Annotated in this window: 11 protein-coding genes; 9 read left to right on the top strand and 2 right to left on the bottom strand. The window is 56.3% G+C overall.

Annotation, left to right across the window (positions count from 1 at the left end):
• Positions 1-110: 110 nt before the first annotated feature.
• The 4 genes from AABA21_RS25275 (at position 111) to AABA21_RS25260 (ending at position 4,207) form a co-directional block, all read left to right on the top strand.
• Positions 111-1,067, top strand: coding sequence for an ABC transporter permease (locus AABA21_RS25275; RefSeq protein ID WP_338254511.1), 957 nt, complete (start codon positions 111-113; stop codon positions 1,065-1,067).
• 36 nt (positions 1,068-1,103) lie between these two features.
• Positions 1,104-2,330, top strand: a complete 1,227-nt coding sequence (locus tag AABA21_RS25270; protein ID WP_338254510.1) for an ABC transporter permease — start codon at positions 1,104-1,106, stop codon at positions 2,328-2,330.
• Between the two features lie 189 nt (positions 2,331-2,519).
• Complete coding sequence (locus AABA21_RS25265; RefSeq protein WP_338254509.1) at positions 2,520-3,188, top strand: SOS response-associated peptidase; 669 nt, start codon at positions 2,520-2,522, stop codon at positions 3,186-3,188.
• Between the two features lie 398 nt (positions 3,189-3,586).
• A complete protein-coding gene (locus AABA21_RS25260) occupies positions 3,587-4,207 on the top strand; it encodes a biotin transporter BioY (protein ID WP_338254508.1) in 621 nt (206 codons plus the stop codon).
• A 246-nt stretch (positions 4,208-4,453) separates the two neighbouring features.
• Here AABA21_RS25260 and AABA21_RS25255 read toward each other — a convergent pair whose 3' ends face one another.
• Together AABA21_RS25255 and AABA21_RS25250 are read right to left on the bottom strand one after the other, a co-directional pair.
• A complete protein-coding gene (locus AABA21_RS25255; protein WP_338254507.1) occupies positions 4,454-5,872 on the bottom strand; it encodes a DUF512 domain-containing protein in 1,419 nt (472 codons plus the stop codon).
• A gap of 332 nt (positions 5,873-6,204) precedes the next feature.
• Positions 6,205-6,372, bottom strand: a complete 168-nt coding sequence (locus AABA21_RS25250; RefSeq protein WP_338254506.1) for a hypothetical protein — start codon at positions 6,370-6,372, stop codon at positions 6,205-6,207.
• Between the two features lie 585 nt (positions 6,373-6,957).
• Here AABA21_RS25250 and AABA21_RS25245 point away from each other — a divergent pair.
• From AABA21_RS25245 to AABA21_RS25225, 5 genes are all read left to right on the top strand, one after another.
• A complete protein-coding gene (locus tag AABA21_RS25245) occupies positions 6,958-8,250 on the top strand; it encodes an ABC transporter substrate-binding protein (protein WP_420917170.1) in 1,293 nt (430 codons plus the stop codon).
• Positions 8,251-8,369: 119 nt separating this feature from the next.
• On the top strand, positions 8,370-9,260 hold the full coding sequence (locus AABA21_RS25240; protein WP_338254504.1) for a carbohydrate ABC transporter permease: 891 nt from the start codon (positions 8,370-8,372) through the stop codon (positions 9,258-9,260).
• 19 nt (positions 9,261-9,279) lie between these two features.
• Positions 9,280-10,164 carry a carbohydrate ABC transporter permease gene (locus AABA21_RS25235; protein WP_338254502.1) on the top strand — a complete coding sequence of 295 codons (885 nt, stop codon included), beginning with the start codon at positions 9,280-9,282 and terminating at the stop codon, positions 10,162-10,164.
• A 698-nt stretch (positions 10,165-10,862) separates the two neighbouring features.
• Entirely contained in the window at positions 10,863-13,019 is a 2,157-nt protein-coding gene (locus AABA21_RS25230) for a protein kinase domain-containing protein (protein WP_338254501.1), read from the top strand.
• A 400-nt stretch (positions 13,020-13,419) separates the two neighbouring features.
• Positions 13,420-15,213 (top strand): ABC transporter ATP-binding protein, encoded by a 1,794-nt coding sequence (locus AABA21_RS25225; RefSeq protein ID WP_338254499.1) that lies wholly within the window; start codon positions 13,420-13,422, stop codon positions 15,211-15,213.
• Positions 15,214-15,222 lie beyond the last annotated feature (9 nt).

Raw genomic sequence — 15,222 nt, 5'->3', positions numbered from 1 at the left:
CGGCGTTAAAGCGACATCCTGTGATGCTCACGCGGGAAAGGGTAGCGGGCTTGCTCGTCTCGCTACCCCGCTCTCGTGTGAGCATCCCATACATAGCAGAGGATCATGGCATGACTCGATTCCTGGTCAAACGCCTGATCGGATTATTCTTTATCTTGATCGGCGTCACATTCATTACCTTTATCCTGGGCTACCTGGCACCAGGAGATCCAATTAAAGAATCGATGGGGGACCACTTCAATCCGACAATCTGGCTGCAGCTCCGCCACGCCTACGGATTCGACCTCCCCTGGTATCAACAGTACCTCAACTTCCTGATCAGACTGACCCACTTCGATCTGGGCACCTCCTTCCATCCTCAACAGCGGGCCGTCTGGGATATCCTCAAAGATGGTGTGCCAATCTCGGTCGAGCTCTCATTGTGGGGAACCATTGTCACGCTTCTGATGGGCATTCCCATTGGTATTGTTTCCGCCATCAAAGCCAACACCTGGATCGATACCACCAACATGAGTATCGCCCTCATTCTGTACGCCCTCCCCTCGTTCATCCTGGCCGTATTTGTGCAGATCTTGCTGCTGTGGATCGACAAATCTGGCATTGGCTGGCCCATCAGCGGCTGGGGCGATCCCTGGCAATATACCTGGAGCGATATCCAGTACAAGCTGGTGCCCATCCTGACCTACGGAGCGGCTGGCTACGCCTACTACGCCCGCCTGACCCGTACCACCATGCTAGAAGTACTGCGCCAGGATTACGTGCGCACTGCCCGCGCCAAGGGTCTGCGCGAGAAAGTAGTTATCTATCGCCACACATTGCGTAACGCGATCATCCCCTTGATTACCGCCGTCGGCCTCTTACTGGGACTACTTGTTACCGGCTCGTTCTTTATCGAGAATATCTTTAATATTCCAGGTATCGCCAATATTACCGTTGCAGCCGTCTCTCAGCGTAATTATCCCGTTATTCAGGCAACGACCATCATGGTCGCTATCGGCGTCGTTCTCGGCAACCTCGTTTCAGACATTCTGTATGGAGTTGTCGATCCACGCATCAAAACCGAATAAGCATAGCAGCAACTAGAAAAGGATAGAGGAGGACGGATGAAGGAGAATCATGAATTAGGAGCGCACGAGCCCCATGCTGAAACGCTTATGTCAGCGTCCGGCACGCCAGAGATGGTTGAGATTGTTACCGAGCTGCAGGCAGAAGAGACACTCAGCACCGACCATGACCTGGCTCCCGCGCCAGAGGTGCTCGGACAGGAGGCGCTCGATGGGCCGGCCCTGTCTGAGGATACAACAGTTGAGACACCAACCACTATCGAGGAGTTGGAGCCAGAACAACAAAAGCAGGAGCGCAAGAAGCATCCAGGACCCACCCGCGCGGCGCTGCAGCATCTTCGCCGCGATATACGCGCCATGGTCAGCCTGGGCTTCATTATATTTTTAATCCTGCTGGCACTCTTTGGACCCCTTATTTATCACCATATCGGTGGCATCTACAATAGCGATCTGCAGGGCAAGATCGGGCCCGCGGTCTATCATAGCTACGATCACCAGGAACTGAGTAAGGTCAATCAGGGACCGTCGGCGCAATACTGGTTGGGGACAGACGCCCTGGGACAGGATATGCTGGCCCGCCTGATGCAGGGCCTGCTTATCTCGCTCACCGTGGCCTTCCTGGTTGAGGTGGTCGATGTCGGCCTGGGCGTCACCGTCGGCGTACTGGCGGGCTACTATGGGGGCTGGATCGACACCCTGCTCGCCCGTCTAACCGACCTGGTATTTGCCTTCCCTGGCCTGCTCTTCGCTATCTTGCTGACCGGCGTCTTTGGTCCCACCGCCAATGACTACTTCGCAAAGCTACCACTGGTCGGAGGCTTTCTCAGCAATGGTAATGCCTCGCTGGTCATTGTTTCGTTTGCCCTCTCGCTGGTCTCGTGGCCCCTGATGGCGCGCTACGTGCGTGGGCTGACCCTGCAGATCCGCCAGCAGCAATTTGTTGAGGCCGCCCAGACCTCGGGCACACCCGATATACGCATCATGCTCAGGCACATCATCCCCAATCTCATCAATGTGGTGATCGTCACCTCTACCATGAACATTTCAGGCACCATTATCGGCGAGGCCGGCTTGAGTCTGCTCGGCCTGGGCGTCACCCACCCCGGCTCCAGCCTCGGCCTGATGATCGCGGATGGCATTTCGGTGCTCGAAGTCTTTCCCTGGGACACGCTCTTCCCCACGATCGTCCTGACCGGGATCGTGCTGGCTATCTCATTTATCGGCGATGGGCTGCGCGACGCCTTCGATCCACGCGCGCACAGCTGATAGCCATCATTAACTTTCACTTTAGCTGCCAAAAGAGAGGGCGGCCAGCCTGTACGCTGGCCGCCCTCTCTTTTTGGGGACGTCCACGTAACCGTTTTCCGCGTATTAAAGAAGAATAGGTAAAAGCCAGAACAATAAGCTTAGCATTAAGACGAGAATCCAACAGAAAGGTTTAACAGGGAAAAAATTATGTGTGGTCGGTTTACACTGTTTCATAACATGCAGGATATAGGACGAGCATTTGGGGTGGAGGTGCCGGCCTCGATGCAGTTAAAGCCACACTACAACGTGGCTCCCACCCAGGATATCGTCACCATCGTAAACAAGGATGCCTCACCACAGCTGGAATTATTGCGATGGGGATTGATCCCTTCCTGGGCCAAAGAGGAGAGCATCGGCAATCGCATGATCAACGCGCGCGCCGAGACGCTGGCGGAGAAGCCCAGCTTCAAGCGCCTGCTGCATAACAGACGCTGCCTGATCGTGGCCGACGGCTTCTACGAGTGGATGCAGGAGCCCGGCTCGAAGCTCAAAACGCCCATGTTCATCACCCTCAAAGGGCAACAGCTGTTCGCCTTCGCCGGTCTCTGGGACAGCTGGAAAAATCCGGACGGAGAGCAGATCCGTACCTGCACCATCATCACGACGACCCCCAACGAGGTGGTCTCGCCCATCCACAATCGCATGCCCGCCATCCTGACCGAAGAGGGACGCGACTTATGGCTCGATGAGAGCTTAAAAGACGACCAGGCCCTCCTGCAGCAGCTGAAGGCCTATCCCGCTCAGGAGATGGAAGCGCGCCCGGTCTCGCGCCGCGTCAACGACACCCGCTACGATAACGCCGACCTGATCGCCTGATATCACGCACACCCACGTCGTAAGTTCGGCCCTCGCGGCCGATTTTCTCTCCCCGTACGAAAACGCATATAAGATGCATATTCATGTGAGAGGAGAAATCGGCCACAAGGGCCGAACCTACGGGGACATTACCGTGCGGGGAGAGAAATCGGCCGCGAGGGCCGAACCTACGGCTGTGGATCAAACATCGTAGATATCCCTCCCCAACATCATCAACAAAAACCTGACACTTTCAAGGATACCTTAAACAACATAAAATAAGCAACAAACAGACGGTGGGGAAAAAGAATGGTAACTGAACTATGATACAATAGTCCGTAGGCATTGTTGATCGATAGAAATGTATGTCAGCTTTGCTGTTACAGAGGAAAGTGAAAAGTAGTTAAAAGGAGTATTTTATGGCAATTGCCCCAGGAACAACACTGATCGATTATATCAGTCCGGCGGCTCCATCACGTAGCAAGACGCTATTGAAGGATGGGGCCCTGGTCATTGGCGCCAGCCTGTTGATGGCGCTGTCCGCCAAGGCCAGTATCCACGTACCGTTTTCACCGATTCCATTCACGCTGCAGACGCTGGTCGTCATGCTGGTGGCCGCCACGCTGGGCAGCCGTCGTGGCGCGCTGGCGATGATCCTGTACCTGGCCGAGGGAGTAACCGGACTGCCCGTCTTCGCCAGTGGCGGCGGATTCATGTATTTATTTTTATCACCCAGCGCCGGCTATCTCTGGTCATATCCGATCGCGGCCTTCGTAGTTGGATATTTATGTGAGCGCGGCCTGGACCGCAAACTGAGCACCTCGGTCCTGGCCATGCTACCCGGCACAATCATTATCTACGCCCTCGGCGTCTCCTGGCTGGCCATGATCGCCCACCTGACGCTGCCGCAGGCGATTGTAGCCGGCATGCTGCCCTACATTCCATTTGACCTCACCAAGATCGTCATCGCCGCCATCCTCATGCCCGTCGCCTGGATGGTCATCCGTCGCGTCAAACCCGAATCCGAATTCGACCGTTAAGATATATCCGCATGCGGATACACCTTTTCAAAATAAATCAAGGGATGCAGGTGGGGCACTTTGGTGCCCCACCTGCATCCCTTGATTTATTTTCTTTTTGAGCACCGGTCGAGGAGAAATAGGGTGCAAAGGTCCAATTATATATGAGGTATGTGGGAAGGGCGCCGCGGCGCCCTTCCCACATACCTCATATATTTTTCTTTTGAGCGCCGTAGGCGCGTATCGTCATGGCCGAAGGCGCGAAAGTTAGAGGCGGGACTGGACGCGCACCAACTGCCGCTCTCCACCTTTGACGATGCCGGCCAATGAGCGCAGGGCATCAATGGTCTCGGGCGCGTTGCGCACGAACTCAACACGGGCAGGCTGCAACTTCTCTTTAAATTCCTCAACGGTCATGTCATCGAGGAAGCGCACGCCGTCATTGTCCAGCATGACGCGTGGCAGCAGGATCAGATCCGCCGGAGTGCCGTTTTCGAGCAGGGCCTCCAGTACGTCCTGGCCGCAGAGCAAGCCGGCCACCGTGATGCCGTCGCCGAAGAACTTATTGACCACCGGCAACACCTGGGTATCCAGATTCTCAATCTTTTTGATGTCGCTGGCCAGGCCCTCAATCACCGGACTGGCCATGGTGCTGGTGACGATGGTGGCGCGGCGTGGCTCAGGCATGCGTGCGGGCAGGCGGCGCTTGCTGCGGGCCCACTGGTCGATCAGGAAGCGCGTCATGCCTACTCCATTCTCGATCTGCGAATAGAGACCATAGTGGCGTGCCGATGGAAACTCACGCTCCGTGATGTAGTACCACTCATCCGATAGATAGACGAAGGGATTGCCATCGGGCTCGCTGGCCTCGAATTCACGCTGGTACTTCTCAACCTGCGCGATGATGGTCTCGGCCTCCTCGCGCGTATAGCGGCGCAGCGTGGGCATATTATCCATCTTCAGCATATTATTGTATTTGGTCAGGCCAACCGGGACCGCTGAGATTGATTCCACAATTGGTCGCAAGGCGATCAGATCACGAATGCTGCGATCCAACAGCTCTCCATCGTTAAAACCGGGGCACAGCACCATCTGTGTATGGCAGGTAATGCCGATCTCGCCCAGGCGCTGGATGTGCTCCAGAATCTCGCCGGCGCGTGGGCCATCGACCATCCTGCGCCGCGCATCGGGATCGGTCACGTGAACCGACACATAGAGGGGAGACAGCTTCTGTTCGTCCAGCCGCTGCCAGTCCAGTTCTTTCAGATTGGTCAGAGTAACAAAGTTGCCGAACAGAAACGAATAGCGATAATCGTCGTCCTTAATATAGAGGGAAGAACGCATTCCATGGGACATACCAGGTTGAGGAGCAAACCGCTCGGGGAGTCCCTTAATAAAGCAGAAAACACATTTATTGGCACACTGGCGAATAAAAGGAGTGGGCTCTTCACCAAACAACACGCCCAGATTCTCATCAATGCCTTTTTTGACAAGCACCTCATGCTGCTCTTGCTGACGATCATAGCCGATTACCAGCTCCTCATCGGCAACATGGAAGCGATAATCGACCAGGTCGCGAATCACGTTCCCATTGATAGAGCGAACGAGATCCCCTGGTTGTAGTCCCGCGTGATCAGCCGGACTCTCGGGCACTACCTCACGCACCCATCCATACATCTTTGGCATTGGTTCATATCCTTAAAAAAAGAGGGGAAAGATAGGGATGGCTGGTAATCTGCATCCCTATAACAAACTGATAGCTATCAGGTGATTATATCCCTTTCACCTCTACTCGTCAAATGCAGCTATGGGTCTAGTCAGGGCTTTTTCATTTTCCTCTTTGGCGCCTACGGCGCCGGGTTAGGAGTGTGGAGTGGGTGGTGGGCGGCCAGAGCCGCCCACCACCCACTCCACACTTGAAAGAATGTACATTAGATCGCTTGCTCGTGGTCTCCCAACGATCTCTGGACGAATAGTAAAAAGCCCCTTCACATGGTGAAGAGTCGCTGCCGGCCGCTTCAGGCAACCCCATGTTTCTGTTGTACATGCTTCTTATAATTATCGTAGACCACATAGGTCGCACCGCACGTGCATTCATATGGATGCGTCATACGATGCAGAATGCTCCACCAGAAGCCTAACGCCGAGCTAATAACAAAAAGTTCAAACAGGGTAAGCACACTCATAGGGACCTCCTGTGGCAATCGTGATGGATAACGATACGACAATTCTTACCGGGTCGCGCGCGGTTCAACCGCGCATACTGATCAGGCTCGATCCACTGCGGGCGCATACTAGTGCTTCCTTTCGCTCCACACTGCTACTGCTGGTGGTGTTCTGATTGACGGCAACAATCTCCACATTCAAAAGACGTGAAGTCACGTATAACATTAAAATATGCGGGTTTTACGATGCAGGTTCCACCAAAATCGGGCGTGAGGTCCGGACTCATGAGGGCGTTATCGTGAGGGGAGAACGAAATCGGACGCAAGGTCCGAACATATGTGGTGCGCCATCGGGGGTAGGGGAAGCGTGTAATTGCTATGAGACATTTGCGACTAGCGAGGAGAAAATCGGGCGCGAGGTCCGAACCTATGGGAGGGCGACATGCGGGGTGGCTGAAAATCGGACGCGAAGTCCGGACGTATGGGAGGTGAAATGTGGGGAGGCTGAAAATCGGACGCGAGGTCCGAAACTATGGGGGGCGACATGCGGGGATGCGGATCGTATGCTTTTGGGTGCTGGTGATGGTGATGGTTGGGTGTGGGGGTATGGGTGTGGATACGGGAGGTGTCCATCATGATGTTAGCCGGAAGGGGCGCGCCGGTGGCAATCCCTATATCAGTTGTCCCGGCGGTAGCACTACGGCACAGGCTCCTGTCAGCGGGACGGTCACGCTGACCGCCGCGGGCTGGAGCTCGACTCCGGCCGAGGATGCACTGGTGCAGAAAAATCTACAGAGCTTTGAGGCGGCACATCCCAATATCAAGGTCAGATGGTCTCCCATTACCGGCGATTACCTGACCAAGATGCGGGCCAATGTCGCAAGCAACATCATGCCGGATGTCTTTTATGTGCAGCCGTTAATGTCTGGCCCATACATCGGCAGCGGCAAACTGCTGGATCTCTCGCCGTATATGGCCAGGAGCGGCGTCAAGGCTGGCGACTACTATCCCGCGCTCATCAATCCCTTTACCTGCGCCAGCGGGCAGGTGTATGGCCTGCCGAAGGACTGGAATAGCCTGGGCATCTTCTATAATAAGGGGATGTTGAAGGACGCGGGGCTGCCCGCGCCAACCGCCAGCTGGACCTGGAGCGATCTGCAGCGCTACGCGCAGAAGCTGACCAGGAACGCCGGTCAGTCCGATAGCACCTACGGCATTACGCTGACCGCCGACGCCGCGCGCTGGAATGCTTTCTTGCTGGCAAATGGGGGGAGTGTGCTGAATAAGGATGGCACCCGCGCCGCTTTCAACAACGACGCGGGGGTCAAGGCTCTTGAGTATTATGATAGCTTCTTTAAGCAGAACACGGGCGTGCTGCCGACCACCGTTGGCGCCTCCTATAGCGGCGATGCCTTCGGCAAGCGCCGGGCCGCCATGGTCATCGAGGGCGGCTGGCTGATCCCCTATCTGCGTTCGACGTACGCGAATATGCCGTACGCCATCGCACCCCTGCCGGTCTCGCCCATCAACAGGCGCGGGAACCTGGCCTTTACCAACGCCTGGTCGGCTTCTGCCAGTACAAAGTATCCGGCGGCCGCCTGGGAACTGATCAGATATATGACCGGCGCCAGCGTTCAGGAGAGCCAGTTGAACGCCGGTTTCGCGCTGCCCACCCTGAAGAGCCTGGGCAACGCACCCTACTTCGCCTCGCATCCGGACTTCAAGGTGCTCTTCGACGCCGCCCCCTATAGCACCGCCGACTACTACGGCCCGCAGGACACCACGATCCGTACCGATCTCTCCAACGCGATCGACGCGGTCGTGCTGAACAGACAGGATGCACAGGCGGCCCTCAATGATGCCGCCAGCAGGATAGACGACCAGTTGCAAAATGGATAATGCTAATCTGACCCGATACATTTAGCAGAAAGAGCAGGGCAATGGCCACCAGGTCAGCACAAACTTCGAGGGCGCCGATGAGGCGATGGAGCATCCGGAGACAGCCGGGACGCAGCACTATGATGAAAAAGCATGCGGAGACGATCGCAGCCTACCTCTTCCTGGCCCCCTACCTGTTCGTCCTGGTCGTGTTCTCCCTCATCGTCTCAATCTACGGCATCGGGCTCAGCTTCTTCCGCATCGACCTGGGCTTTAGCGGCGCCACCTTTGTTGGCTTCAGGAACTATGCGCAGATCTTCAGTCAGCTCGCCAACCCAGGACTGAGTGATTTCTGGACCTCGATGGGAAACATCCTCAGGTTCACGATCGTAGTCGTCAGCGTGCAGACGGTGCTGGCGCTGATCCTGGCGCTACTGCTGCATACCATCAGGCGGGGGCGCGGCGCGTTCCGCACCATGTTCTATGTCCCGGCCGTAACCTCGTCGGTCGCCACATCGTTGATCTTCCTCTGGCTCTACAACTCGGAAGGGGTGATCAACTTCCTGCTCTCGCTGATCGGGATTCATGGACCGGACTGGCTAAACAATGTGTTCTGGGCGCTGCCCGCGCTGATGCTCCTCAATATCTGGAGCACGGCCGCGATGTTTATGATCTACTTCCTGGCCGCGCTGCAGGATCTGCCTAAAGATGTGCTAGAGGCCGCCGAGGTCGATGGCGCGGGCAGGCTGCAATCGTTCTGGTATATTACCCTGCCGCTGCTGCGTCCGACCGTGTTCCTGGTGGTGGCACTGGGCACCATCGGCGCGTTCCAGATGTTTGATCAGGCCAAATTTATGACCAATGGCCAGCCGCTCAACTCGACCCTAACACCGATGCTGGAGATCTATAACGAAGCCTTCCTCAACGGCGGCTTCGGCCAGGCAGCGGCCATGTCGATGATCCTCTTCAGCCTTATTTTTGTGGTAACGATTCTGCAGCGCCGCCTGATCGATCCGGGGACGCGGCGCTAGCTATGCGGAGGAGGGATAGATGGCACAGCTAACCTCGCGTCCGGCGCGGCCAATAACAGGAGAACAATCGAAGCCCGAGAGGCAACCGGCATTCTGGATCAAGGCCGTCGTTTATGCCTTCCTGGCCATTTTCACCATCACCTCTATCGGCCCTTTGCTCTTTACCTTCGTCTCATCATTTAAGACCATGGAGAATGTGCTGGCCTTCCCGCCGACACTGATCCCACATCCTTTTGTATGGAGCAACTATCAACTCATCCTGGGCAATCCGCTCTTCCTGCGCTGGCTGCTCAATTCCCTGGTATATGCAGCCGGGGCGACGATGCTGAATATGCTCTTCTCAGCCATGGCGGGCTACGCGCTCGGCCGCATGAATTTTCCCGGCAAGAGCCTCATCTTCACCTTCACGCTGGCCGTAATGATGATTCCAACGGCGATCACCCTGATCCCCAAGTTCATGGTCGTCAATAGCTTACACCTGGTTAACACCTACTGGGCCTTGATCCTGCCCGCGATGGCGCAACCCTTCTCGGTCTTCATCATGATACAATTTATGCGGGCGCTCCCCAAAGAGCTAGAGGAATCGGCCAGCATCGATGGCGCCTCGCGCTGGCGCACCTTCTATCAGATCATCCTGCCACAGGTGAAACCGGCCCTGACCGCCGTCATCATCCTCACCTTCCAAAACTCCTGGAACGACTTCCAATGGCCCCTGGTGGCCCTGGGCACCCAGAACATGTACACCCTGCCGCTGGGACTCTTCTTTTTCAAGAGCACCTATTACACCGAGTACAACCTTCTACTGGCCGGCTCAATGTTCAACACCATCCCCATACTGATACTCTTCTTCATCTTCCAACGCTACTTCATCGAAGGAGCCATAGCCTCCGGCGTCAAGGGTTAGCAGGTAGACCACAGGGGCGAACGTAAGGGGTGCAGGGTTCTCCCTGCCGGGGTGCGGGGTGTCCCCACTCCCCACAAAACTTCTTTTTTTCTTTTTTCGCGTAACGGCAGGGAGGAGAAAAAAGAAAAAACCTTAGAAAATCCTTAAAAACCATATTTGCCCTTGACTATACAGGCAATCGGGAGTATTATTAGACCATACGAAAGGAGGTGGTGTGCATGTATGAACAACAACGCTGCACAGGCAGCGGAGATTTCCACACCTTCCAGACGAGAGGGGTGAGACGCTAACGCGTCTTATCACATCTGGCTTGGAGCCAGGTGCGGATTGTAAACCGACGTATTGGCCGGTAGTACACTCTACCTGCCTGTGCAGTAATATCGGGACAGCGACAGAAAAACTGATTTGTCGCTGTCCCGGTTTTTTTATGCCCAAAACCCGACAAGCCGGAGCAACCTACGGTGGGCATTTCCATTTTTCTTGTTACGTCTCTCTTTGAGAAATCCGGTCCCATGCGGGTTTGATGGCATCGCCCTCTCCACGTTTATCCTCACAGCAGTATCCTACATACAAAAAGCAAGTCATGAATTTATTCACTGCCTGTTAAAAGAACAAGCATAAGCTTGACACGCTCTATTTTATGCATTACTGTACTTAAAGTAGCATTTAATCGACAATGACGAAAATAGGAGCAGGGAGTGCTTTCAGCTGAAATTTTTTGCGCCAACTGCGGCGCGGCCAATAAGCCAGAAGATGATTATTGTTTCGCCTGCCATGAACCTTTGCAGCATGCGGGCGCGCCAGCCGCGGTTAGCACAGCGCCGGCAAAGCCATTGCTGCGGCAGCGCTACCGGGTATTGGAACGCCTGGGACAGGGCGGCATGGGCTCGGTCTATAAGGCCGAGGATACCGAGCTGGGCAACCGACCGGTGGCGATCAAGGAGCTTAGCCAGCGTGGACTCAATCAGCAGGAGTCGCAGGGGGCGGAGGTGTCTTTTAAGCATGAGGCACTGCTGCTGGCCGGACTGATGCATCCTAACCTGCCACGTATCTATGAGAATTTCACGGAGTCTGGTCGCTGGTACCTGGTGATGGACTTTATCGAGGGTGAGACGCTGGAAGAGTACCTGGTTAAGCGGGGTGGCAAGCTGCCGTGGTCCGAAATCTATGAGATCGGCATACAGCTCTGCTCCGTGCTGCAGTACCTGCATACGCGCCCCACGCCGATCATTTTCCGCGATCTGAAGCCTCTAAATGTGATGTTGACGCCCAACCACCAGGTCTACCTGATTGACTTCGGCATCGCACGCCTGTTCAAACCGGGACAGGCCCATGACACCATCGCCTTTGGTTCGCCCGGCTATGCCGCGCCCGAGCAATACGGCAAGTCTCAGACGCGGCCGAGCGCCGACATCTATAGTCTGGGCGCCATGCTGCACCAGATGCTGACCGGCATCGATCCCTCCACCACCCCCTTCGCCTTCAGCAAGGTACCCAACATACCGATCTCGCTGCAGGCCCTGCTCGATCAGATGCTGGACCTCAATCCCGGCAAGCGCATCGCCTACGTAGAGATGGTGCGAGAGGCGCTGCAGCGCATCAACAGCAAAAACTCGACACTCCTCTCCACCGCCAACCGCATCGCGACCACGCCAGCCAGTCAGAACAGACCAGCCACGCCCGTATATACACCGCCCACCACCACCAATCATCCAGCCGCGCCGAAGCTGTCGTACGTGGCATCCAGAATCGACCAGTCGGCCAACGCCGGGACAACCGATGCCAACGGCGCGGCGGCAAATCAATCCGCTGGCAACGCCGCGCCCGCCTTCAGCGGGGGCAAGCCAGGCTATCAATCGTTCGTCTATGTGCCCGGCACGTACAACCCCGATCCCGCGCAGAACACGAAGAGCACACTGCCAGATCCGACCACGCCAGCTTCATACGTCGGAAAGAGCGTTGGCTTCTATCCCGGTCATATGGGTATCGTCACCTCGCTCTGCTGGTCGCCATCGAGCCAGCAGATCGCCTCAGCCGGGCGTGATAAGACTGTACAGATCTGGGATATCAAGCGGGGGGAGATGCAGGCGCTCTACTCGGGCAATCTAGAAAATTCACGAAGCAGGAGCATTGAGGCCGTCGCCTGGTCGCCCTCCGGCAAGTTGCTGGCCTGCGCCAGCGACGACGGCATCGTACAGGTCTGGACCAGCGACTCCCTGCAAACCATGTTCACCTATCGGCAGCCCAGACAGCATATGCATGCCCTGGCCTGGTCGCCCGATGGGGAGTGGCTGGCCTCCGCCAGCGATAACAATCTATACATCTGGAAGGCGCGCAACGGTGAGACCATCGCCAGCTGGGAAAGCGGTTATGGGATCATCAATTCTATCGCCTGGTCGCCCGCTACAAACAACCTGGTGCTGGGATATGAAGAACGCATAGTGGAGGTCATGAGCCTGACGCAGCAGCGGAGCTGGAAGCGAGAGGCCATCTACCGGGGACACCAGGGAGAGGTCAGGAAAGTTGCCATGTCCCCTGATGGCACGCAGGTCGCCTCGGCCAGCACCGACAAGACCGTCCAGGTGTGGGACGCCACCAGCGGCCAGCGCAGGCTGAGCTATCACGGCCACACGGCCGCCGTCTATACGCTGGGCTGGTCGCCCGACGGCCAGAGCATCGTATCCGCTAGCGCCGACGGCACCATCCAGATATGGGATGCCTCTGATGGCACTCCACACTTCACCCACCCCAGCCACAATCCCACCGTCTACGCCATCGCCTGGTCGCCCGACGGCCGCTATATCGCCTCCAGCGCCCATAGCCAGGTACACGTCTGGCAGGCCACTGACAAATAAAAAAAAGGATGAGAGGACCGGGCAACTGCTCCAGTCTTGTCATCCTTTTGCCCTGCTCGTTTTTTACCTTTCCTAAAATGCTGACTTTATGGTATGCTGTACTCATCATCATATTAGAATAAAAGTTTCAGGTCAGGCACCTCATGATTCGATGACGATCATCATGTGACCTTTTTGCTTGCCCCTCACACCAGACTGCAGGTAGGAATGATAAATACGACAACAGATGTCAGCTATTGTACGCTATACTAAATAGGTTCTGTTAGAACACCCATTCAAGACACTTCAAACCTCGTTACAGTGACTATCTATAGCTGTATAGTTATGCCATGATTTATGGGTAAACGTTTACCCTATGTTTCTTTGTAGTGCATTTCGAGACTCCATGTGGAGGTACCCCTTGCTAGCCAAACGCGAGTTTACAGTTGCCGATGAGTATCGCTACAACTGGTCCAGCCCGGTGCGCTGGATTGCGTCCCATCTTTTACGCTATAAATTCTATGTATTCGGATTTATGCTCTTATGCATTGCCACCAATGCACTCTACGCTTCAATTTCATTTCTGACTGGCTCGGCATTCAACACGATCTTAAACAAAGGGACGGCCATCAGCCAGCTCGGTGTGATCGCGCTTTCACTGTTGGGAATCATCGTCTGCCAGGGGATCTGCGATCTGGGGGCACGCCTGTTCGCCGAGATTCTCAGCAAACGCTTCGCCCGCAACGCGCGCGAGGAGCTCTACACCAGTCTGCTGGGGAAGAGCCAGACCTTTCACAACCGCCAGCAGGTGGGAGATGTAATGGCGCGCGCCTCCAACGATATGACACAGCTGAGCGATATGGTCTCGCCGGCGTTCGACGTCATCTTTGACTCGTTCACCAGCCTGGCCATCAACGTTCTCTTTATCAGCCTGGTCAATCCACAGCTGCTGCTGGTCCCAGGTCTCTATATTATCGCCTTCTTCTTCGCGCTGCGTCGCTATTCGCGCCAGCTCAGCCCGGTATCGGATCAGATGCGCGAAGAGTTTGGGAAGACCAATGCTGTGTTGAACGAGGCGGTGGCGGGGATCGAGGTCGTCAAGGCCACCGCGCAGGAGAAGCAAGAGGTACGCAAGTTTATCACGCGCGCCAGCCGCTACCGCGACTTCTATGTCGAGAACGGCAAGATCCAGGGCCGCTACCTGCCCACTCTGATCCTGGGTGTAGCGCTGGCGCTGGCCTTCCTGCATGCCCTGTACCTGCTCTCACAGCACCAGATCTCGCTGGGCGCGCTGATCACCTTTATGGGTCTGTGCACCAACCTGCGCTTCGTCACCTTCATGTCCATCTGGAGCTTTGGCCTGGTACAGCTCGGCATCTCCGGCGCCCGGCGCATCCTGTCTCTGATGAAGGAAGAGACCGAGATGGACGAGAACGCCGGTGGCCATCACGAGCAGATGCGCGGCGAGATCGTCTTCGACCACGTCACCTTCAGCTATGGGGAGACACCCATCCTGAAGGACATCTCCTTCCGAGCCAGACCGGGGCAGACCGTCGCCATCGTCGGACAGACCGGAGCGGGCAAGAGCACGCTGACCAAACTGGTCAATCGCATCTATGATGTCAACGAGGGCAGCGTCATGATCGACGGGATCGATGTGCGCGACTGGGATATGGACGGCCTGCGCTCACAGATCTCAACCATCGAGCAGGACGTCTTCCTGTTCTCGCGCACGATCACCGAGAACATCGGCTATGGTCTGGGATCGAAGGCAGATCGAGCCGCCATCGAGGCGGCCGCCCACGACGCCCAGGCGCACGAGTTCATCGAGAGCTTTCCACATGGCTACGAGACCGAGATCGGCGAGCGCGGCGTCACCCTCTCGGGCGGACAGCGCCAGCGCCTGGCCATCGCGCGCGCCCTGCTTACCGATCCACGCATCCTGATCCTGGATGACTCGACCAGCGCCATCGACAGCGCCACCGAAGACGAGATCCAGAAGGCCATTCGTCGCCTGCTGGAGGGGCGCACCACGCTGCTGATCACCCACCGCCTCTCACAGATCCGCTGGGCCGACAGCATCCTGGTCCTGCGCAAGGGCGAACTGATTGACCAAGGAACACATGAAGAACTGCTGGCACGCTGCGAGACCTATCGACGCATCTTCTCGCACTATGACTCGGCCATCCCAGCCTCAGCAAGTAGTGGGGATTAAGAGGAGAAA

It is taken from the genome of Dictyobacter halimunensis (assembly GCF_036245075.1).
Note: the sequence above shows the minus strand (reverse complement) of the source record. Positions and strands in the feature narration are given on the sequence as shown.

Coding starts and splice junctions, on each gene's coding strand:
- AABA21_RS25275 (WP_338254511.1), top strand. CDS start 111: ATGACTCGATTCCTGGTCAAACGCCTGATCGGATTATTCTTTATCTTG.
- AABA21_RS25270 (WP_338254510.1), top strand. CDS start 1,104: ATGAAGGAGAATCATGAATTAGGAGCGCACGAGCCCCATGCTGAAACG.
- AABA21_RS25265 (WP_338254509.1), top strand. CDS start 2,520: ATGTGTGGTCGGTTTACACTGTTTCATAACATGCAGGATATAGGACGA.
- AABA21_RS25260 (WP_338254508.1), top strand. CDS start 3,587: ATGGCAATTGCCCCAGGAACAACACTGATCGATTATATCAGTCCGGCG.
- AABA21_RS25255 (WP_338254507.1), bottom strand. CDS start 5,872: ATGCCAAAGATGTATGGATGGGTGCGTGAGGTAGTGCCCGAGAGTCCG.
- AABA21_RS25250 (WP_338254506.1), bottom strand. CDS start 6,372: ATGAGTGTGCTTACCCTGTTTGAACTTTTTGTTATTAGCTCGGCGTTA.
- AABA21_RS25245 (WP_420917170.1), top strand. CDS start 6,958: ATGGGTGTGGATACGGGAGGTGTCCATCATGATGTTAGCCGGAAGGGG.
- AABA21_RS25240 (WP_338254504.1), top strand. CDS start 8,370: ATGATGAAAAAGCATGCGGAGACGATCGCAGCCTACCTCTTCCTGGCC.
- AABA21_RS25235 (WP_338254502.1), top strand. CDS start 9,280: ATGGCACAGCTAACCTCGCGTCCGGCGCGGCCAATAACAGGAGAACAA.